19 protein-coding genes are annotated in these 19,945 nt (G+C 55.8%); 4 read left to right on the forward strand and 15 right to left on the reverse strand.

The window, feature by feature from the left end; translation table 11 throughout:
- Window positions 1-313 precede the first annotated feature (313 nt).
- Genes hemG through pepQ form a run of 4 tightly spaced genes read right to left on the reverse strand, consistent with a single transcriptional unit; the run spans window position 314 to window position 4,308 of the window.
- A complete protein-coding gene (gene hemG, locus ACWKXN_RS20480) occupies window positions 314-859 on the reverse strand; it encodes a menaquinone-dependent protoporphyrinogen IX dehydrogenase (RefSeq protein ID WP_029739672.1) in 546 nt (181 codons plus the stop codon).
- A gap of 10 nt (window positions 860-869) precedes the next feature.
- Window positions 870-2,321: a Trk system potassium transporter TrkH gene (gene trkH / locus ACWKXN_RS20485; protein WP_023309600.1), complete on the reverse strand. Its 1,452-nt coding sequence runs from the start codon at window positions 2,319-2,321 to the stop codon at window positions 870-872.
- A 41-nt stretch (window positions 2,322-2,362) separates the two neighbouring features.
- Window positions 2,363-2,977: an IMPACT family protein gene (locus tag ACWKXN_RS20490; protein WP_064673075.1), complete on the reverse strand. Its 615-nt coding sequence runs from the start codon at window positions 2,975-2,977 to the stop codon at window positions 2,363-2,365.
- On the reverse strand, window positions 2,977-4,308 hold the full coding sequence (gene pepQ, locus ACWKXN_RS20495) for a Xaa-Pro dipeptidase (RefSeq protein WP_033146884.1): 1,332 nt from the start codon (window positions 4,306-4,308) through the stop codon (window positions 2,977-2,979). The genes ACWKXN_RS20490 and pepQ overlap by 1 nt, the downstream gene beginning before the upstream one ends.
- Before the next feature lie 190 nt (window positions 4,309-4,498).
- Between pepQ and fadB the strand changes: the two genes are divergently transcribed.
- Window positions 4,499-6,688 carry a fatty acid oxidation complex subunit alpha FadB gene (gene fadB / locus ACWKXN_RS20500; protein WP_048980578.1) on the forward strand — a complete coding sequence of 730 codons (2,190 nt, stop codon included), beginning with the start codon at window positions 4,499-4,501 and terminating at the stop codon, window positions 6,686-6,688.
- Window positions 6,689-6,697: 9 nt separating this feature from the next.
- Complete coding sequence (fadA, locus tag ACWKXN_RS20505; RefSeq protein WP_454544271.1) at window positions 6,698-7,861, forward strand: acetyl-CoA C-acyltransferase FadA; 1,164 nt, start codon at window positions 6,698-6,700, stop codon at window positions 7,859-7,861.
- 182 nt (window positions 7,862-8,043) lie between these two features.
- Here the strand turns inward: fadA and fre are convergent, their stop codons facing one another.
- Together fre and ubiD are read right to left on the reverse strand one after the other, a co-directional pair.
- On the reverse strand, window positions 8,044-8,745 hold the full coding sequence (gene fre / locus ACWKXN_RS20510; protein ID WP_008501516.1) for an NAD(P)H-flavin reductase: 702 nt from the start codon (window positions 8,743-8,745) through the stop codon (window positions 8,044-8,046).
- Between the two features lie 42 nt (window positions 8,746-8,787).
- On the reverse strand, window positions 8,788-10,278 hold the full coding sequence (ubiD, locus tag ACWKXN_RS20515) for a 4-hydroxy-3-polyprenylbenzoate decarboxylase (protein ID WP_161496003.1): 1,491 nt from the start codon (window positions 10,276-10,278) through the stop codon (window positions 8,788-8,790).
- Window positions 10,279-10,451: 173 nt separating this feature from the next.
- Here ubiD and rfaH point away from each other — a divergent pair, with 173 nt between their 5' ends.
- Complete coding sequence (rfaH, locus tag ACWKXN_RS20520) at window positions 10,452-10,943, forward strand: transcription/translation regulatory transformer protein RfaH (RefSeq protein WP_033146887.1); 492 nt, start codon at window positions 10,452-10,454, stop codon at window positions 10,941-10,943.
- Here the strand turns inward: rfaH and tatD are convergent.
- The 9 genes from tatD to udp form a co-directional block, all read right to left on the reverse strand.
- Window positions 10,940-11,722, reverse strand: a complete 783-nt coding sequence (tatD, locus tag ACWKXN_RS20525; RefSeq protein ID WP_454544272.1) for a 3'-5' ssDNA/RNA exonuclease TatD — start codon at window positions 11,720-11,722, stop codon at window positions 10,940-10,942. The genes rfaH and tatD overlap by 4 nt on opposite strands.
- Before the next feature lie 41 nt (window positions 11,723-11,763).
- Window positions 11,764-12,534 carry a Sec-independent protein translocase subunit TatC gene (gene tatC / locus ACWKXN_RS20530; protein ID WP_023309607.1) on the reverse strand — a complete coding sequence of 257 codons (771 nt, stop codon included), beginning with the start codon at window positions 12,532-12,534 and terminating at the stop codon, window positions 11,764-11,766.
- Window positions 12,535-12,536: 2 nt separating this feature from the next.
- Entirely contained in the window at window positions 12,537-13,079 is a 543-nt protein-coding gene (tatB, locus tag ACWKXN_RS20535; protein WP_048980574.1) for a Sec-independent protein translocase protein TatB, read from the reverse strand.
- 3 nt (window positions 13,080-13,082) lie between these two features.
- Window positions 13,083-13,337 (reverse strand): Sec-independent protein translocase subunit TatA, encoded by a 255-nt coding sequence (gene tatA, locus ACWKXN_RS20540; protein WP_024908000.1) that lies wholly within the window; start codon window positions 13,335-13,337, stop codon window positions 13,083-13,085.
- 76 nt (window positions 13,338-13,413) lie between these two features.
- Window positions 13,414-15,054 carry a ubiquinone biosynthesis regulatory protein kinase UbiB gene (gene ubiB, locus ACWKXN_RS20545; protein ID WP_029741825.1) on the reverse strand — a complete coding sequence of 547 codons (1,641 nt, stop codon included), beginning with the start codon at window positions 15,052-15,054 and terminating at the stop codon, window positions 13,414-13,416.
- Window positions 15,051-15,656: a ubiquinone biosynthesis protein UbiJ gene (ubiJ, locus tag ACWKXN_RS20550; RefSeq protein WP_454544273.1), complete on the reverse strand. Its 606-nt coding sequence runs from the start codon at window positions 15,654-15,656 to the stop codon at window positions 15,051-15,053. The genes ubiB and ubiJ overlap by 4 nt, the downstream gene beginning before the upstream one ends.
- A 13-nt stretch (window positions 15,657-15,669) precedes the next feature.
- Entirely contained in the window at window positions 15,670-16,425 is a 756-nt protein-coding gene (gene ubiE / locus ACWKXN_RS20555; protein WP_023309612.1) for a bifunctional demethylmenaquinone methyltransferase/2-methoxy-6-polyprenyl-1,4-benzoquinol methylase UbiE, read from the reverse strand.
- A 66-nt stretch (window positions 16,426-16,491) separates the two neighbouring features.
- Window positions 16,492-17,949 carry a DNA recombination protein RmuC gene (rmuC, locus tag ACWKXN_RS20560; protein ID WP_454544274.1) on the reverse strand — a complete coding sequence of 486 codons (1,458 nt, stop codon included), beginning with the start codon at window positions 17,947-17,949 and terminating at the stop codon, window positions 16,492-16,494.
- A 139-nt stretch (window positions 17,950-18,088) separates the two neighbouring features.
- Window positions 18,089-18,850: a uridine phosphorylase gene (udp, locus tag ACWKXN_RS20565; RefSeq protein ID WP_003860792.1), complete on the reverse strand. Its 762-nt coding sequence runs from the start codon at window positions 18,848-18,850 to the stop codon at window positions 18,089-18,091.
- A 255-nt stretch (window positions 18,851-19,105) separates the two neighbouring features.
- Between udp and ACWKXN_RS20570 the strand changes: the two genes are divergently transcribed.
- The gene (locus ACWKXN_RS20570; RefSeq protein ID WP_023333795.1) at window positions 19,106-19,912 is read left to right on the forward strand and encodes a dienelactone hydrolase family protein; all 807 of its coding nucleotides are present in this window, start codon (window positions 19,106-19,108) and stop codon (window positions 19,910-19,912) included.
- Window positions 19,913-19,945: the final 33 nt, after the last annotated feature.

The raw sequence follows: 19,945 nt of genomic DNA on the forward strand, positions 1-19,945 counted from the left end.
ATGTTCACTCAGAGACTTGGTATTCATTTTTCGTCTTACGACGTTAAGAATCCATGTCACTTTGAGTGCCCACACAGATTGTCTGATAAATTGTTAAAGAGCAGTGCCGCTTCGCTTTTCGCAGCGGCGCGGGGTGTGCATATTACGCTTTCCCGCTTCAGAGTCAAGTGATTAATTTCGCTTTTCTCTGCTGACCCGGCGGCGTGTGTGCCGTTGTTCCGTGTCAGTGGAGGCGCATTATAGGGAGTTATTCCGACGTGACAAGCATAAAATACAAAAAACTTTTCGTTCGCTCACTTTTCAAACTTAACGCTTATTTATGTCGCGAATCGCCCGTTAAATGTGCGATTTCCCGCGCAAAACTGGCCACCTGCGACCAGTCGGTATAAACCACTTCTTTACGCGTATCGGTTTCACCCCCCGTCATCTTCATAATGAGGCGGATCATAAAGCGGTCATACCAGCGGTAGCGAGGGTAACGCAGCGCGCCGGCAAAGACGGCGCACAGGTCTGGCTGCCACGGCGAGCTGAGTAAAAACTTGCGCGTGTAGCTATTGGTCTGCGGCGTACGCTTCTCGGCTTTACGTGCGACCAGGTTGACCGAGTAAAACGCACCAGGCAATTTGTTGAGCACCGCCGTGTGCTTTTTCACAAAGCGATCCAGCGCCGGATGGAAATGCCCGTAACGAATTGACGCGCCAATTACCACGCGATCGTACTCCTGCCAGGCAATCTGCTCCGCACGGTTCAGGTTCACCACATCAGAGTAAATACCCAGCTCTTTTAATTCCGATGCCAGATACGCGGCAATCTCACGCGTTTGTCCGTCTCGCGTAGAGAAAAGAATCAATGTTTTCATCAACGGCTCCTTACTCGCGCCAGAATGTAGGGGTGAACAGCACCAACAGCGTAAAGACCTCAAGACGACCAAACAGCATATTGGCGATGAGGATCCATTTCGCGACCGGGTTCATGCTGGCAAAGTTATCCGCCACAACGCCCAGGCCGGGCCCGAGGTTATTCAATGTCGCTACGACGGACGCAAAGGCTGAGAAATCATCCACCCCCGTCGCGATAATCGCCAGCATACTGACGATAAACACCAGCGCATACGCCGAGAAGAATCCCCACACCGCTTCGAGGATACGTTCCGGCAGCGCGCGGTTCCCGAGTTTGATGCTGTAAACCGCGTTCGGGTGGACCAGACGCTTCAGCTCACGGTTCCCCTGCTTAAACAGCAGCAGAATACGAATCACCTTCAGGCCACCGCCCGTAGAACCCGCACAGCCCCCGATAAATGCCGAGCATAACAGCAGCACCGGCAGGAACAGCGGCCAGCGCGCGATGCTGTCCGTGGTAAACCCGGCGGTCGTTGCCATCGATACCACCTGGAAGAACGCCTGATTTAGCGTGGTCAGCGCGGAGTTGTAGACATCATGGAACCACAGCACCAGGGTACAGATGATCACCAGCGTAAGCTGGACGCCAATGAACATGCGGAACTCAGGGTCACGCCAGTACACTTTCAGGCTGCGCCCGCTCAGTAAAGAGAAGTGCAGGCCATAGTTACAGCCTGAAATCAGCAGGAAAATGGCAATAATAGTGTTAATCGTAGGGCTGTCGAAGTAGCCGACGCTGGCGTCGTGAGTGGAGAATCCACCGATCGCGATCGTCGCAAAGCTGTGTCCGATGGCGTCGAAAGCGGGCATCCCGGCAAACCATAGCGCCAGCGCACAGGCTACCGTCAGCAAGACATAGATAAGCCAGAGAGTTTTCGCCGTCTCGGCAATACGCGGGCGCATCTTGTTATCTTTCAGCGGCCCGGGCATTTCGGCGCGATAAAGCTGCATGCCGCCAACGCCCAGAATAGGAAGAATAGCCACTGCCAGGACGATGATCCCCATCCCCCCGAACCACTGCAGCATTTGACGATAAAAGAGAATGGCGTGCGGGAGGGAATCCAGCCCCACCAGCGTCGTCGCCCCGGTGGTCGTTAAACCGGAGAAGGATTCAAAAAAGGCATCCGTGATGCTCAGATTAGGCTGTTCAGAGAAGATGAAGGGCAGCGAACCGACGCTCCCCAGCACCGTCCAGAACAGGACCACAATCAGAAATCCTTCGCGAGATTTCAGCTCACCTTTCTGACGACGGTTTGGCCACCACAGCAGCGAGCCGATCGCCAGCGCGACAAAGAAGGTCTGGGTAAATGCCCGCCCCGCGCCGTCCCGGTAGATAAGCGCCACCAGTCCTGGGAGAATCATCGTCCCGGAAAAGAGTATGACCAGCAGTCCAACGATTCGGGTTATGGCACGAAAATGCATCTCTGCCGCTTCCTTTGGTATTCAAAAAAGTGAGGTGGGGATTATTCTTCAATCGGCAGCAATTGCAACGAACCACGACTAAAATCAGCCAGTTTTGCTGAAAAAGCAGCCAGTTCCGCCTGCGGAAGCGCCACGCGTAATTGCACCATTGCCTGGTAATCACTGTGCGCGATGACGCCGTTAAACTGTTTGAGCAGCGTTTCAATGCCCGATAGCTGAGCGTAATCGCACAACAAAGTATATTCGGTGAGCGGCGTTTTGCGGGTAGTTGTGAGCATATTCAGTGCCTGCTGAACTCCGCCGCCATAGGCTTTTACCAGCCCACCCGTGCCTAACAGGATGCCGCCGTAGTAGCGCACCACCACGGCGGTAATTTCACCCACGCCGCTGCCCATCAGCTGCGAAAGCATGGGTTTACCGGCCGTGCCCGCCGGTTCACCGTCATCGGAAAACCCCAGCTGTTGCGAATCGTCCGGCGGCCCTGCCACCCACGCCACGCAGTGATGACGCGCGTCAGGATGCTCAGCCCGAACGGATTCGACAAACGCCTTTGCCGCCTCTACGCCGTCGGTATGCGCCAGCAGCGTAATAAAGCGGCTTTTCTTGATTTCCTCAACAAAGGTGACCGGTTCAGCCGGTATCAGCCAGCTTTCCATCAGGCCAGCTTCAGGTCTCGCGTCATGTTCTCAATACCGTTTTCGTGAACCACAACGTTATCTTCGATGCGAATACCGCCAAACGGCTTCAGCGCGTCAATTTTTTCCCAGTTGAAGTGTTTGCTGAACTGGCCTTCACGCCACGGTGCCAGCAGGGATTCGATAAAGTAGATCCCCGGTTCAATCGTCAACACCATACGCGGCTCCAGAATACGGGTGCAGCGCAGGTAAGGATATTTAGACGGTGCCGCCAGGTGCGTGCCGGTGTCATCCTGCATAAAGCCCGCAACGTCGTGAACCTGCAGGCCCAGCGGGTGGCCGATACCGTGCGGCATGAATGGCCCGGTCAGATCGTTCTCGACCATCGCCTCTTCGCTCATGTCTTTCACAATCTGATGTTTACGCAGCAGTTTTGCGATACGCTGATGGAACTGGATGTGGTAATCCACATAGCTGGTTCCCGCCTTCATGGTGCCAATCAGCGCCAGCTGTTCATCGTTTACGTCTTTAATCAGCTGCGCGAAATCGGTATCCGCATTCGCCGCCCAGGTACGGGTCAGGTCGGCCGCGTAACCGTTGTACTCGGCGCCTGCGTCAAGCAGGAAGCTGCGCATCTCCGACGGTACGTGGTGATCCAGCTTGGTGTAGTGAAGCACGGACGCGTGCTCATTCAGCGCGACGATATTGCTGTACGGCACGTCGGTATCACGGTGGCCTGTCGCGGTCAGATAGGCCTGATTGATGTCGAACTCGCTCATCCCCGACTGGAACGCTTCGTGCGCGGCACGGTGGCCATTCACCGCCGTTTTTTGCGCTTCACGCATGCAGTAAAGTTCGTAGTCGGTTTTATACGCGCGGTAATAGTGCAGGTAATCCAGCACGCCTTTCGGATTGAGTTTGTCTGCCGGAATATCCAGACCCAGCGCGCGCTCCGGAACAGGGCCAATATAGGCGATGTTGCCCCGCGCGGCAGGCAGCTGGCTGCCAATGCCGTCCGCTTTCGGCAGTGCAATCACATCAATCTCTTCCGTCCAGAAAGAGGTCGGCAGCGGTTCTACGTTGTGCCAGTAATCGACCGGCAGGTAGAACCACAGTTTCGGCTTGTTCACGCCATCCACCAGCAGCCAGCAATTTGGAACCTGAGTCACCGGCACCCAGGCTTTAAACTGCGGGTTCACCTTAAACGGATAAGCGTGGTCATCCAGAAAGGTATTCATCAGCTCGCCGGAGTGGATCAGCAGCGCATCCAGCTTAAAGCGGGCCAGTACATCGCGGGTACGTTCCTGTAGGGTAACGATATGATTTTTATAAAGCGAAGCCAGTGAGTCCATCATTCTTCCTTTCGTTTTTTTGACCTCAAGTCATCGCATCTTAGCACACCTCACTCCGGCTGCGTGATTTCCACCGACCGTGATCAACGCAGCATTTTCTTAATGAGTAATTTGCATTTTATTAACATAAATCCCACACTCCGATTCATCTGGTATGACCAGATCCAATTGCTGGATTCAGGAGACTGACATGCTCTACAAAGGCGACACCCTGTACCTCAACTGGCTGGAAGATGGCATTGCCGAACTGGTGTTCGATGCTCCCGGCTCAGTGAACAAGCTTGATACCGCGACGGTGGCCAGTCTTGGCCAGGCGCTGGATGTTCTTGAAAAACAACCTGAATTAAAAGGGCTGCTGCTGCGTTCGAACAAAGCGGCCTTTATTGTCGGTGCCGATATCACCGAGTTTCTTTCGCTGTTCCTGGTCCCGGAAGAACAGCTGAGCCAGTGGCTGCACTTTGCCAACAGCGTCTTTAATCGTCTGGAAGATCTGCCTGTCCCGACCATTTCCGCCGTTAACGGCTATGCGCTGGGCGGCGGCTGCGAATGCGTACTCGCGACCGACTACCGTCTGGCGACGCCGGACCTGCGCATCGGCCTGCCGGAAACCAGGCTGGGCATCATGCCGGGCTTTGGCGGCTCCGTGCGTATGCCGCGCATGCTGGGCGCCGACAGCGCGCTGGAGATCATTGCCGCAGGTAAAGATGTCGGCGCAGAACAGGCGCAGAAAATCGGCCTGGTCGACGGCGTCGTGAAGCCAGAGAAACTGGTTGAAGGCGCACTCGCCATTCTGCGTCAGGCCATTAACGGCGATCTCGACTGGAAAGCCAAACGCCAGCCGAAGCTGGAACCGTTAAAACTCAGCAAGATTGAAGCCACCATGAGCTTCACCATCGCTAAAGGCATGGTGATGCAGACGGCGGGTAAACACTACCCGGCGCCGATCACGGCGGTGAAAACCATTGAAGCGGCTGCTCGTCTCGGACGCGATGACGCGCTGAAGCTCGAAAATCAGAGCTTTGTCCCGCTGGCGCACACCAATGAAGCTCGCGCGCTGGTCGGTATCTTCCTCAACGATCAGTTCGTGAAGGGTAAAGCCAAGCAGCTGACCAAAAACGTTGAGACGCCAAAACATGCGGCGGTACTCGGCGCCGGCATTATGGGTGGCGGCATCGCTTACCAGTCGGCCTGGAAAGGCGTGCCGGTAGTGATGAAAGACATCAGCGAGAAATCCCTGACGCTGGGCATGACCGAAGCGGCCAAGCTGCTGAATAAACAGCTGGAGCGCGGAAAAATTGACGGGCTGAAGCTTGCAGGCGTGATCTCCACCATTCAGCCCGTGCTGGAATACAGCGGTTTCGACCGCGTGGACATAGTAGTCGAAGCCGTCGTCGAGAACCCGAAAGTCAAAAAAGCGGTGCTGGCAGAAACGGAAGACAGGGTTCGTCCTGAGACCGTGCTGGCCTCTAACACCTCCACCATTCCAATCAGCGAACTGGCGAGCGTGCTGAAGCGTCCGGAAAACTTCTGCGGGATGCACTTCTTCAACCCGGTACACCGTATGCCGCTGGTCGAAGTGATCCGCGGGGAAAAAACCTCTGACGAAACCATCGCTAAAGTGGTGGCATGGGCCAGCAAGATGGGCAAAACGCCGATCGTTGTTAACGACTGCCCGGGCTTCTTCGTCAACCGCGTGCTGTTCCCTTACTTCGCCGGTTTCAGCCAGCTGCTGCGCGACGGTGCGGACTTCCGCAAAATCGACAAAGTGATGGAGAAACAGTTCGGCTGGCCGATGGGCCCGGCGTATCTGCTGGACGTGGTCGGGATTGATACCGCTCACCACGCTCAGGCGGTGATGGCGGCAGGCTTCCCGCAGCGTATGCAGAAAGATTATCGCGACGCCATTGACGCTCTGTTCGATGCTAACCGCTTCGGCCAGAAAAACGGCCTGGGCTTCTGGCGCTATAAAGAAGACAGCAAAGGCAAACCGAAGAAAGAAGAAGATGCCGTGGTGGACGGCCTGCTGGCCGATGTAAGCCAGCCGAAACGCGACTTCACCGACGATGAGATCATCGCCCGCATGATGATCCCGATGATCAACGAAGTGGTGCGTTGCCTTGAAGAAGGTATCATCGCCAGCCCGGCAGAAGCCGATATGGCGCTGGTGTACGGCCTGGGCTTCCCTCCGTTCCACGGCGGCGCGTTCCGCTGGCTGGACACGCTCGGCAGCGCTCGCTATCTCGATATGGCTCAGCAGTATCAGCACCTCGGCCCGCTTTATGAGGTGCCGGAAGGGCTGCGTAACAAAGCGCGCCATAACGAACCCTACTATCCAGCAGTTGAGCCAGCCCGTCCGGTTGGCGAGCTGAAAACGGCTTAAGGAGTCACAATGGAAAAGGTTGTCATTGTTGATGCGATTCGCACCCCGATGGGCCGTTCAAAAGGCGGTGCATTCCGTAACGTGCGTGCGGAAGACCTCTCCGCGCATCTGATGCGTAGCCTGCTGGCGCGTAACCCGGCGCTGGATCCTGCTGCGCTGGACGATATCTACTGGGGCTGCGTGCAGCAGACCCTGGAGCAAGGTTTCAACATCGCCCGTAACGCGTCGCTGCTGGCGGAGATCCCGCATTCGGTTCCGGCCGTCACCGTCAACCGCCTGTGCGGTTCGTCAATGCAGGCGCTGCACGACGCGGCGCGGATGATCATGACCGGTGATGCGCAGGCCTGCCTGGTGGGCGGCGTCGAGCACATGGGTCACGTGCCGATGAGCCACGGGGTCGATTTTCATCCTGGCATGAGCCGTAACGTGGCGAAAGCCGCGGGGATGATGGGTCTGACTGCCGAGATGCTCTCTCGTCTGCACGGCATTAGCCGTGAAATGCAGGATGCCTTTGCCGCGCGCTCTCACGCTCGCGCATGGGCGGCGACGCAGTCCGGTGCCTTTAAGAATGAGATCATCCCGACCGGCGGCCACGACGCTGACGGCATACTGAAGCAGTTCAGCTACGACGAAGTCATCCGCCCGGAAACCACCGTAGAAGCGCTTTCTACCCTGCGCCCTGCGTTTGATCCGGTCACCGGTACGGTAACGGCAGGTACTTCGTCGGCGCTGTCAGACGGTGCCGCCGCGATGCTGGTGATGAGCGAAAGTCGCGCCCGCGAGCTGGGCTTAACGCCTCGCGCACGGGTACGTTCGATGGCGGTCGTGGGCTGCGATCCTTCAATCATGGGTTACGGCCCGGTTCCGGCCTCGAAGCTGGCGCTGAAAAAAGCGGGATTAACCGCCAGCGACATCGACCTGTTTGAAATGAACGAAGCGTTCGCCGCGCAGATCCTGCCGTGCATTAAAGATCTGGGGCTGATGGAGCAGATCGACGAGAAGATTAACCTCAACGGCGGCGCGATCGCCCTCGGCCACCCGCTGGGCTGCTCCGGGGCGCGTATCAGCACGACGCTTATCAACCTGATGGAACGCAAAGATGCCCAGTTTGGTCTGGCAACGATGTGTATCGGGCTGGGTCAGGGTATCGCGACGGTGTTTGAGAGAGTGTAAATCAGGAAAAGTATCTCAAAGCCAATGGCGTCAGAACAAGGCGGCAAGCGAGCGAATCCCGATGAGCTTACTCAAGTAAGTGATTCGGGTGAACGAGCGCAGCCAACGCAGTTATGGCGTCATTGGCGAAGAGAAAGAGTTTAGTTGCCGTTCTTCCCGCCTGTCAGGGGCGGGTTTTTTATTTAAATGAAGGCAAACGCATCGCCAAACAGGCGGTCTTCACGAGCGTCACGTTCGTTGCAGAACAGGTCGCGGGCAATTTTCGCCATCTCAAAACGGCCAGCAATGTAGATATCGTGCCCTGCCAGCGTGCCGTGATCCTGCAGCACCGCCGTCAGCACCGTCCCGCTGCGACCACGCCAGCCCTCTTCCGGCTGCTCAACCACCGGCTCAATGCGCAGGTTAGGATGGGTTACGCTCAGCGCTTCCAGCTCAGACAGGTCGTACAGATGTTTCTCTTCGCGGCCACCCCAGTAAATGGTGATGTCACGGTCTGGATTACGCGCCAGGGCGGTCAACAGAATAGAGCGCACATAAGAGAAGCCCGTACCGCCAGCGATCAGGATCAGCGGACGGTCTTCGTCATCGCGCAGCCACGCATCGCCGTGCGGAATATCCACCACGATTTCACGTTCCTTCAGGATCCGATCCATCACCGCCATCGCATACAGGTTAAGCTCTGACGCACCAATATGAAGCTCAATAAATTCCTGCTCCGCTGGCGTTGAGGCCATAGAGAAAGGACGCTTATCACGCTCATCCATCACAACCATCAGGTACTGACCCGCGCGGAAAGAGAATGGCGCTTCTGGCACTAAACGGACGCGATATACGGTGTCGGTGATGGCATCTACCGAGGTCACTTTACAGCTTAAGGTTGTCATTCGCTCTCTCTGTCGGGAAGTCTATAGGGCTTAACGGTCAGCTCAGGGTTTACCGTTATTCATTATGGCCAGCTCGTCCCAGATCGCGTCAATTCGCGCGGTCACTGCAGGATCTTTTTTGATCGGGCGACCCCATTCACGGTCGGTTTCGCCAGGCCATTTATTTGTGGCATCCAGTCCCATCTTTGAGCCAAGGCCGGAAACCGGCGAGGCAAAATCCAGGTAATCTATCGGCGTATTTTCGACTAACACCGTATCGCGCGCCGGGTCCATTCGCGTGGTAATGGCCCAGATTACGTCATTCCAGTCGCGGGCGTTAACGTCATCATCGCAGACAATAACAAATTTGGTATACATAAACTGGCGCAGGAAAGACCATACGCCCATCATCACGCGTTTAGCATGACCAGGATACTGCTTCTTCATCGTGACCACCGCCATGCGATACGAGCATCCTTCAGGCGGCAGATAAAAATCAACAATTTCCGGGAACTGCTTTTGCAGGATCGGCACAAACACTTCATTCAGCGCCACGCCCAGCACCGCCGGTTCATCCGGTGGACGTCCGGTATACGTGGAGTGATAAATCGCATCTTCACGCTGCGTAATGTGCGTCACGGTAAACACCGGGAAGTTATCCACTTCGTTGTAATAGCCGGTGTGGTCGCCGTAAGGGCCTTCTGGCGCCATTTCACCCTGCTCAAGGTAACCTTCCAGCACAATTTCCGCACTGGCCGGAACTTCGAGATCGTTAGAGATACACTTCACGACTTCGGTTTTCGTTCCGCGCAGCAGGCCTGCAAACGCATATTCAGAGAGCGTATCCGGCACCGGCGTGACGGCTCCCAGAATGGTGGCCGGATCGGCGCCTAAGGCGACAGACACCGGGAAACGCTCCCCCGGATGCGCAGCGCACCACTCCTGGAAATCCAGCGCGCCGCCGCGATGCGACAGCCAGCGCATGATGAGTTTATTCTTGCCAATCAACTGCTGGCGGTAAATACCGAGGTTTTGCCGCTCTTTATGCGGGCCGCGCGTAACGGTCAGCCCCCAGGTGATAAGCGGAGCGGCATCTTCAGGCCAGCACTGCATGATGGGGATTTTAGTCAGATCTACCGCATCGCCTTCCAGCACTTTCTGCTGGCACGGCGCACCGCGCAGGCGTTTGGTGGGCATGTTCAGCACCTGCTTAAACTGCGGCAGCTTGTCGAACAGATCGCGGAAGCCTTTCGGTGGCTCCGGCTCTTTCAGAAACGCCAGCAGTTTACCGACTTCACGCAGCGCAGATACGTCTTCCTGCCCCATTCCCAGTGCAACACGACGCGGTGTACCAAACAGGTTGCACAGCACCGGCATGGAGTAACCTTTCGGATTTTCAAACAGTAATGCGGGGCCACCGGCACGCAGGGTGCGGTCAGCAATTTCTGTCATCTCCAGATAAGGATCGACAGGAAGTGTAATACGTTTGAGTTCACCCTGCTTTTCCAGCAGCGTCAGGAAGTCGCGGAGATCGTGGTATTTCATGCAGTTAATCATGGCCTCTCTGTAAGCGCTTCATTATACGGCGTAAGCCTGCTTGATGCTGTAATTTTGTTAAATAAGCGTGAACTTATGCGTTCTGTTCCATTTTCCCCCATTATAATCAACTTAGCGATCCCGCCAGGGTTTTGATATGCTTGCGCCCCGAACTAAGGGAAAGAGTGATTATGCAGGCCTGGTATTTACTGTATTGCAAACGCGGGCAACTTCAGCGCGCGCAGGAACATCTTGAACGTCAGTCTGTAAATTGCCTGACACCCGTGATCACGCTTGAAAAAATGCAGCGCGGGAAGCGCACAACCGTCAGTGAGCCGTTGTTCCCGAACTACCTGTTTGTGGAGTTCGACCCGGAAGTCATCCACACCACCACCATCAGCGCAACGCGCGGTGTCAGCCACTTCGTTCGTTTTGGTGCCCACCCGGCAACGGTTCCGTCGACGGTCATTCATCAGCTGTCAATTTATCAACAACCTGAAGGGATCACCGACCCCGAAACCCCTTACAGCGGCGATAGCGTCGTGATTACCGAAGGCGCTTTCGAAGGCCTGCAGGCGATTTTTGCCGAGCCAGACGGGGAAGCGCGCTCTATGCTGTTGCTCAATCTGCTGAACAAGCAGGTGCTGCAGAGCGTTAAAAACACCGACTTCCGCAAGCTTTAAACGTTTATCCCGAACAGATTACGCACGTTGTCATCCGTCTGCGCCGAAAGCCAGTGCGGATCCTCTCCGCGCCACTTCGCGACGCTCTCAACAATGTGCCCCAGATACGCGGGCTCATTTCGCCGAGATGCCGGTTTGGGTTTCATATCGCGCGGTAGCAGATAAGGCGCATCGGTTTCGAGGAGCAGCCGGTCAGCCGGGATTACCGGCAATAGCTCACGAAGTTCAAGCCCGCGACGCTCATCGCACACCCAGCCGGTAATACCCAGATAAAGCCCTCGCGCCAGGCAATCCAGCGCTTCCTGCCGTGAACCGGTGAAGCAGTGCAATACCGCGCCGGGCAGTTTCTCCAGCCACGGATCCAGAAGTGCCAGGAAACGCTCATGCGCGTCGCGGCAGTGCATAAACACGGGCATTCCAAGCTCTGCCGCCAGCGCAAGCTGGGCAGTAAACGCCTTTTCCTGCTCTTCAGGCGTGGAAAAGTTACGGTTGAAATCGAGACCGCATTCGCCGATCGCCACAACGTCTGGCGTCTTTGCCAGCCTGTACAGGGTGTCGCCACTTTCTGCGGTCCACTGGCTGCTGTCGTGAGGATGCAAGCCAGCAGTAGACCAACAGCGATCGTAACGTTGCGCCAGCTGCTGCGCCTGCTCGCTCTCATGCAGGTTGGTGCCCGTCAGCAGCAGTCCTTTCACCCCGGCGGCAAACGCGCGCGCAACCACCTCATCACGGTCTTTCGCAAACTGCGAGCTGGTCAGGTTGAGTCCGATATCAAACATGCAAATCCCCATATAACAACCGCCCTGACGGGCGGCTGGTTTTACTCTTCAGTGGTCTTGTCGGACGTATCGTCTTCGTCATCCGCTCGACGTCCTTTACCCACGTAGAAACGCGAGAAGAAAACGCCGACCTCAAACAGACAGTACATCGGTATGGCCAGCAGCGTCTGCGAGAACACATCCGGCGGTGTCAGAAGCATGCCGACAACAAAAGCGCCCACAAGGATATACGGACGCTTCTTACGCAGGTCATCCGGGGTCGTTACTCCTACCCAGCAGAGCAGCACAATAGCCACCGGCACTTCGAATGCCACGCCAAACGCCATAAACAGCGCCATCACAAAGCTGAGGTAGCTGGCGATATCCGTCGACACCTGGACCCCTTCCGGCGCAGTATGCGTCAGGAAGCCGAAGGCCAGCGGGAAGACAACGAAATAGGCAAACGCCATGCCGATATAGAACAGCAGCGAGCTGGACACCAGCAGCGGGATCACCAGCTTGCGTTCATGCTTATACAGCGCGGGCGCCACAAACGCCCACACCTGGTAAAGAATGACAGGTGCAGAAGCAATCAACGACACCCAGAAGGTGAGCTTGATGGGGGTAAAGAACGGCGAAGCAACGTCTGTTGCAATCATCGTTGCGCCCAGCGGCATCTGCTTGATCAGCGGCGCAGAGACCACCTGATAGATATCGTTGGCAAAATAGACCAGGCACAGGAATATGAGTAAAACCGCAATAATGCAGTTTAACAGGCGCTTACGCAGCTCAATGAGGTGCGTAATCAGCGGTTGAGTATCATCTACTGCCATGTTTACGCTTTATCACTCGACGAGGGGGATGATTCGGAAACGGACGCAGCGGGCTTCACTTCCGCCGTTTTTGCTACCGACTCTTCCGGCTGCGCCTGTTTTTTCACTTCGGTTTCCTGAGGCGTCTGTTCTGGCGCGGCAGCCTGATGTTCAGCGCTGGCAGGCGTTACGCCCTCGCGCTGCTCCTCGCTGCCCTTCACCACCGGGTTATGGATGGTGTTCGCTTCATCGCTCGCTTTTTCAGGATCGTTAACGCTATAGGAGCGCTTCATCGATTCTGCCGCTTCGCGCAGCTCATCCATTGACGCTTTCAGTTCCGGCGTCAGGTTATCCATGCTCGCCTTCTCGACCTTTTTCAGGCTTTCCTGAAATTCCTGCAGCTTAAGCTCCTGCGCCAGTTCATTCTGAACGGTCGATGCCAGAGATCTCAGCGCACGAACCCAGCCCGCAACGGTTTTCACTGCCACCGGCAGACGCTGCGGCCCCAGCACAATCAGGCCAATCACAAAGACCAGCAGGAGCTCACTAAAACCAATGTCGAACACGACTTACACCTGCTCTTTATCGTGGCGTTTAGCGTCTTCCTTTTTGGCTTCTTCTTGCTTGTCGGCGATGGATTTAGCAGTAAAGTCAGCGTCCTGGCTGGTTTTATCCTGCTTGCTCTCATCATCGCTCATCGCTTTCTTGAAGCCTTTGATAGACGCGCCCAGATCGGAACCAATAGAACCGAGCTTTTTGGTGCCAAACAGCAGCACGACGATGACGGCAATGATCAACAATTGCCAGATACTGATACCACCCATACATGTTCCTCAGGGATAGATGATTAATGAGTCAGGCCGCATTATACGTATGCGACCCGTCGATAGCGACGCACGCTCAGCGCGTTTTTCGCCAGCCTGCTAGCCAGACTACCACCCCGCCAGCCATCAGCCAGGCGGGCATCATCTGCCAGTCCGGACGGTTGATCAGCAGCAGCGTACCGCTCAGCAGCAGCGTTGCGCCAATCCCAAAGAGATAGCGTGACTGTCCCTGGCGAACACGGCTGGACTGAAGTTCGCGGGCGATTTTATCCATGCTGTGCTGAAGGTTCTTGCTCTGACGCAAACTGTCATAAACCAGTTCAGGAATTTCAGGCATTTTTTCTATCCAGAACGGGCCTTTCTCTTTCAGCGAGCGCACCAGCGCCGGAATGCCAACCTGATCCTTAATCCAGGATTCAAGGAAAGGTTTCGCGGTCTTCCACAAGTCTAACTGAGGATAGAGCTGTCGGCCTACACCCTCAACGTAAAGTAATGTTTTCTGGAGTAAAACTAGCTGTGGCTGAACTTCCATATTAAAGCGGCGAGCCGTGTTGAACAGGTTTAACAGCACATGCCCGAAGGAAATTTCCGCCAGCGGTTTTTCAAAAATCGGTTCACAAACGGTCCGGATCGCGAACTCGAACTCTTCGACGTTGGTGTCCGGCGGCACCCAGCCGGAATCGACGTGCAGCTCGGCCACCTTACGGTAGTCGCGGTTGAAAAACGCGATGAAGTTCTCAGCCAGATACCGTTTATCTTCTTTGTTCAGCGACCCCACAATCCCGCAGTCGATACCGATATACTTCGGATCCTCAGGATGTTCGTAGCTCACGAAGATATTGCCCGGATGCATGTCCGCATGGAAAAAGCTGTCGCGGAACACCTGGGTAAAGAAGACCTGTACGCCACGTTCGGCCAGGAGCTTCATGTTCGTTCCCTGTTTCTCCAGGGCGACCACATCCGAAACCGGAATACCGTAGATACGCTCCATCACCATCATGTTCTGGCTGCAGTAGTCAGAATAGACTTCAGGTACATAGAGCATCGGGCTGTTTTCAAAGTTGCGACGCAGCTGAATGGCATTCGCCGATTCACGCAGCAGGTTAAGCTCATCAATCAGCGTTTTTTCATATTCCCGCACCACTTCCAGTGGACGAAGGCGACGCCCGTCCGGCAGCAAGCGTGGCACCCAGCGCGCCAGTCGATAAATCAGCTTCATGTCCGCTTTGATGACTGGCAGGATGTCCGGACGAATGACTTTAATAACGACTTCTTTGCCGTTTTCTTTCAGACGCGCGGTGTGCACCTGCGCGATAGAGGCCGATGCCAGTGGCTTAATATCGAAATCGTCAAACCATGTCTCGACGGGGACATTACCCATCGCCTCTTCAATTTGCTTTTTCGCGCGCGCGCCGTCAAACGGTGCGACGCGATCCTGCAGCATCGCAAGCTCATCGGCAATCAGAGGCGGGAAGAGATCGCGGCGGGTCGACAGCATCTGTCCGAATTTAATCCAAACCGGGCCGAGCTCCTGCAGCGCCAGGCGCAGACGCTCACCCAGCGGTTGACCTTTATGGCGATTGGGCATCCAGAAGAGCATCCGCCGCCAGATACGAAGCGGCAGCGTGATACGCATTTTGGGGATAAGCTCGTCGAGCCCGTAGCTCAAAAAGGTGCGAATAATAAAATAGAGGCGCCGAATTTCACCAGGCGTCATTTGCCCTCCAGTTTTTCCAGCCGTTTGGTTAACGCATCAACCGCACGTTCAACAGCAGCGGTCTCTTCCGCAAACCATGCAACTTCCAGTGGCCCGGGCGCCATTCGCCACTCCTCAGTCAGCACTTCCGCCGCATAGCGTTGCTGGCGCTGAAGGTTTTTACGCGCAAAGGAGGCGCCACCATGAAGGATTTTCCCGATGCCTTCGGCGGCAATGTCGCCGGTAAAAGGCGCGAGCAGCTCTGCCGGGTCGAACTCCGCCAGATCGGTGAGCGCAACGAAGTTCTGCACGACCTGAATGTCGCCTTCCACTTCCAGCTCACCGCTGCGGATAAGCGCCGTTAATTGCTGGCGATCGCGCAGTTTTGGCAGCACGCTCATGTGCGTGATGACCGAGCAGTCGGCTTCACCTTCCCACGCCCCCAGAACGTCAAGCTGGCGTTCGCTGAATACCAGCACAAGCGGCGTCGAGAACTCTTTTAAAACAATACGTAATACCTTTCCGTTAAGCCGCTGACGTGCAGCTTTCAGCGCAGGGGCGCGATACAGAAAAGCGTTCAGTACATTCTCGATGCCTGCGGAGACTAAGGGTTTAAAGGGCACGGGACACCTCCACTCAGAATTTGTAACCGCGATGCAGCGCGACGACACCCGCCGTCAGGTTGAAATATTCAACGTTCTCAAATTCCGCGTCCTGCATCATGGCTTTTAATGTGTCCTGATCCGGGTGCATACGGATAGATTCCGCCAGATAGCGGTAGCTTTCAGCGTCGTTAGCCACCAGCTCACCAATACGCGGCAGCACGTGGAAGGAATAGGCGTCGTAGGCTTTGCTCAGCGGCTCAATGATCGGTTTAGAGAACTCGAGCACCAGCAGACGTCCACCCGGCTTCAGCACGCGGTACATGGAGCGCAGCGCTTTTTCTTTATCGGTCACGTTACGCAGACCGAAAGAGATCGTGATGCAGTCAAAGGTATTGTCCGGGAATGGCAGCGCTTCAGCATTTGCCTGTACATACTCCACATTCCCCACCACGCCGATGTTACGCAGCTTTTCGCGTCCCATTTTCAGCATGGAGTCATTAATATCGGCGAGAACTACGCGACCGGTTTCGCCCACCAGACGGGAGAATTTCGCGGTTAAATCGCCCGTGCCACCGGCTAAATCCAGCACCGTTTGTCCACGACGTACGCCGCTGCAGTCAATGGTGAAGCGCTTCCACAAGCGATGAATGCCGAACGACATCAGGTCATTCATCACATCGTACTTCGCCGCCACGGAATGAAATACGTGGGCCACCATGTCAGCTTTCTGCGCTTTGGCGACAGTCTGAAAGCCAAAGTGCGTTGTGTCTTGTGAATCGTCAGCCATCTCAGAGCCTGCTTATCAGTAAAATGTTCGTGAAGTGTAACAGATTGGGCGCGTTTGCCCTACGTTTCAACCACCGCGAATGAAACGCGCTGGAGTCTCGTCTGGTGACAAATCCGCCGCTAACGTGTTGTCTTCACTGTTTGTATTTTGTTCATCAGAACCTTCTCGCAGGCGAAATTCGTCGTCCTGGGCGGTGGCCTGTTCGACCAATTCCGGATTAATCTCGCGTTTAACCTCAACCCCCAGGCTGCGGAATGATTCAGCCTGTGCCAGCAGATTGCCGCGTCCGGAGGCGAGTTTTTTCATCGCCTGGCGGTAGTTATCCTGCGCACGATCCAGGCTCTGACCGACTGAAGACATGTCGTCCACGAAGAGGCGCATTTTGTCGTACAGCTTGCTGGCGCGATCGGCAATCTGCTGCGCGTTGCGGCTTTGGTGCTCATAGCGCCACAGGTTCGCAATGGTGCGTAACGCCACCAGCAGCGTGGTGGGGCTGACCAGCATAATGTTATTTTTGAGCGCTTCGGTGATAAGTTCAGGCTGTCTGTCGAGTGCCAGCAGGAACGCGGGTTCTACCGGGATGAACATCAGGACATAGTCCAGCGAGCGCAGACCCGGCAGCTGCTGGTAGTCTTTTCTGCCAAGCAGGCGAATATGATTACGCACGGAGGCAATGTGCTCCTGCAGCGCAGACTCGCGGGTGTAGTCATCGTCCGCATTAAAGTAGCGTTCATACGCCACCAGCGTCATTTTGGCGTCAATCACCACATCTTTACCCTGCGGCAACCGCACAATCACATCCGGCTGCATGCGAGAGCGGGCATCGTTTTCGATACTCACCTGCGTTTCGTATTCGTATCCTTCGCGCAGACCAGAGGCCTCCAGCACGCGGGTCAGCACCACTTCTCCCCAGTTGCCCTGGATTTTGTTATCCCCTTTCAGCGCGCGGGTCAGGTTGACCGCTTCCTGCGCCATTTGCGCATTCAGCTGCTGAAGATTGCGAATCTCATGCGCCAGCGTGTGTCGCTCGCGGGCTTCCTGACCAAAGCTGTCCTGCACCTGACGACGAAAACCGTCCAGCTGTTCGCGCAGCGGCGTCAGCAGGCTGTTCAGGCTCTGGCGGTTCTGTTCGTCAACGCGGCGGTTGCTGTGCTCAAAAATTCGGTTGGCGAGGTTCTCAAACTGTTCGCTGAGGCGCTGCTCGCTGTTGATCATCTGGCGGATTTTGTCTTCCGCATGCAGCTGGGTGGATTCAAGGCGGGTAGTGACTTCGCGGAGATCGGCCTCCAGCGAGGTGTTAATGTCTCGCAGGTTACGCAGCTCGTTGTTGAGCAGTTCGCACTCGTCGCGCCAGTGTTCGCTCAAAGCAAGCTGCTGTTTTGCCGCGCTTAAATCGGCGACCATCTCTTCTCGCTCGGCCAACTGGTCGGCCTTCTGCTGCGCATGCTGGTAGCTGGAAATCAGCCAGCCAATCCCTAAGCCCACCAGCGCAATCACCGCGTAAATCAGGATCGAGATATCCACAATGCCCCCTGCATCAACGTATTACCCGCACAAAATAGAATTGTGCTGTATAAACGTCCAGTTTTAAAGGGTTTTCCTGCGAGGCGCTACGCAAAAAATAAAGGCCGAACGCGTCGGCCTTTGATTTCAGAAGAGAGGATTAGATCAGGCGACGCGCTGCTTCCACCACGATTTTCACTGCATGACTTTCGGTCTGCTTCATGGTTTCGGCGTTCGGGATCTCCTGCTGGGTGCGGTTGACGATCACGCCCGCCACCATACCGGCACGCAGACCCTGGCTTGCGCACATGGTCAGCAGCGTTGCGGATTCCATTTCGTAGTTCATCACGCCCATGGACTGCCACTCTTCCATTGAGCCTTTGAAACGGCTTACCACGCGGCCTGAGAAGGTGTCGTAACGCTCCTGGCCCGGGTAGAAGGTGTCGGAAGAGGCGGTGACGCCCACGTGGGTGGTTGCGCCCACGGATTTCGCAGCTTCAACCAGCGCGGTGGTGCATTCGAAATCAGCCACTGCCGGGAATTCCATCGGTGCAAAGTGTAGGCTTGCGCCGTCCAGACGAACGGACGCGGTCGTGACCAGCACGTCGCCGACGTTGATGTGCGGCTGGATAGCGCCAGTGGTACCAATACGCAGGAAAGTACGGATGCCCAGCTGTGCCAGCTCTTCAACAGCAATAGACGTAGACGGACCACCAATACCGGTAGAGCACACGATCACCGCTTTGCCATCCAGCTCTGCGCGCCAGGTGGTGAACTCACGATGGGCAGCCAGCTTGACCGGCTTATCCATCAGCGCGGCGATCTTTTCCACACGCTCAGGATCGCCAGGGACGATAGCGAGCGTAGCCCCTTGTAAATCGTTTTTGGTGAGGCCGAGATGAAAAACATCAGACTTAGACATAGGTGACTCCTCTGTGGGTCGGTTAGTCAGAAGAAGTAAAACGGTACTTTACAGAAGCAGTAAGCATATTTTCGTGACACACCTCACCATGAATGAAAATGATTACATTGAATTTCCATAAAAAAGTGATTCACATCACATTAACAAGTTATATCGCCAGGTGCTGCACAAAAGATAGACCGTTTAAGGCACTGTGAGTTGTTAACCTGGTGTCTATATTTACCTTTGCGCTAACTCATTGGTACGGAGAATGCCATGACTGAAAAAACCGGTTTTGCACCTGCTGCGGCCCCACATGCTTCAACCATCGTGTCGACGCCAGAAGCGGCAATTACCGCGGGCGAGACCTCCATTCCCTCGCAGGGGGAGAATATGCCTGCTTATCACGCACGGCCAAAATCGGCAGACGGTCCGCTGCCCATCGTGATTGTGATTCAGGAGATATTTGGTGTTCACGAACACATTCGCGACCTCTGCCGCCGACTGGCGCTGGAAGGGTATCTGGCCGTTGCGCCAGAGCTCTACTTCCGTCAGGGCGATCCGAACGACTACAGCGATATTCCAACACTGCTCAGCAACCTGGTCAGTAAAGTCCCGGACGCGCAGGTGCTGGCCGATCTCGACCACGTCGCCAGCTGGGCGGCGCGCAACGGCGGCGATCCGCATCGTCTTCTGGTCACCGGTTTCTGCTGGGGTGGACGCATTAGCTGGCTGTATGCCGCGCATAACCCGCAGCTCAAAGCCGCTGTCGCCTGGTACGGCAAACTGGTGGGTGAGAAAACGCTGAATTCACCGAAACATCCCGTCGATATCGCCACGGAGCTAAACGCCCCCGTGTTAGGGCTTTACGGCGGTCAGGACACCGGTATTTCGCTGGATTCGGTAGAGACCATGCGCCATGCGCTCCGTGCGGCCAATGCGAAGGCGGAGATCGTGGTGTATCCGGATGCCGGGCACGCGTTTAACGCCGATTATCGTCCGAGCTATCACGCAGAATCAGCCAAAGATGGCTGGCAGAGAATGCTGGCGTGGTTTAGCCAGTACGGCGGTAAGAAAGCGTAATAAAAAAAGCCCGGTGGCGGCTATGCCTTACCG

The organism is Enterobacter sp. UPMP2060, from assembly GCF_053709655.1.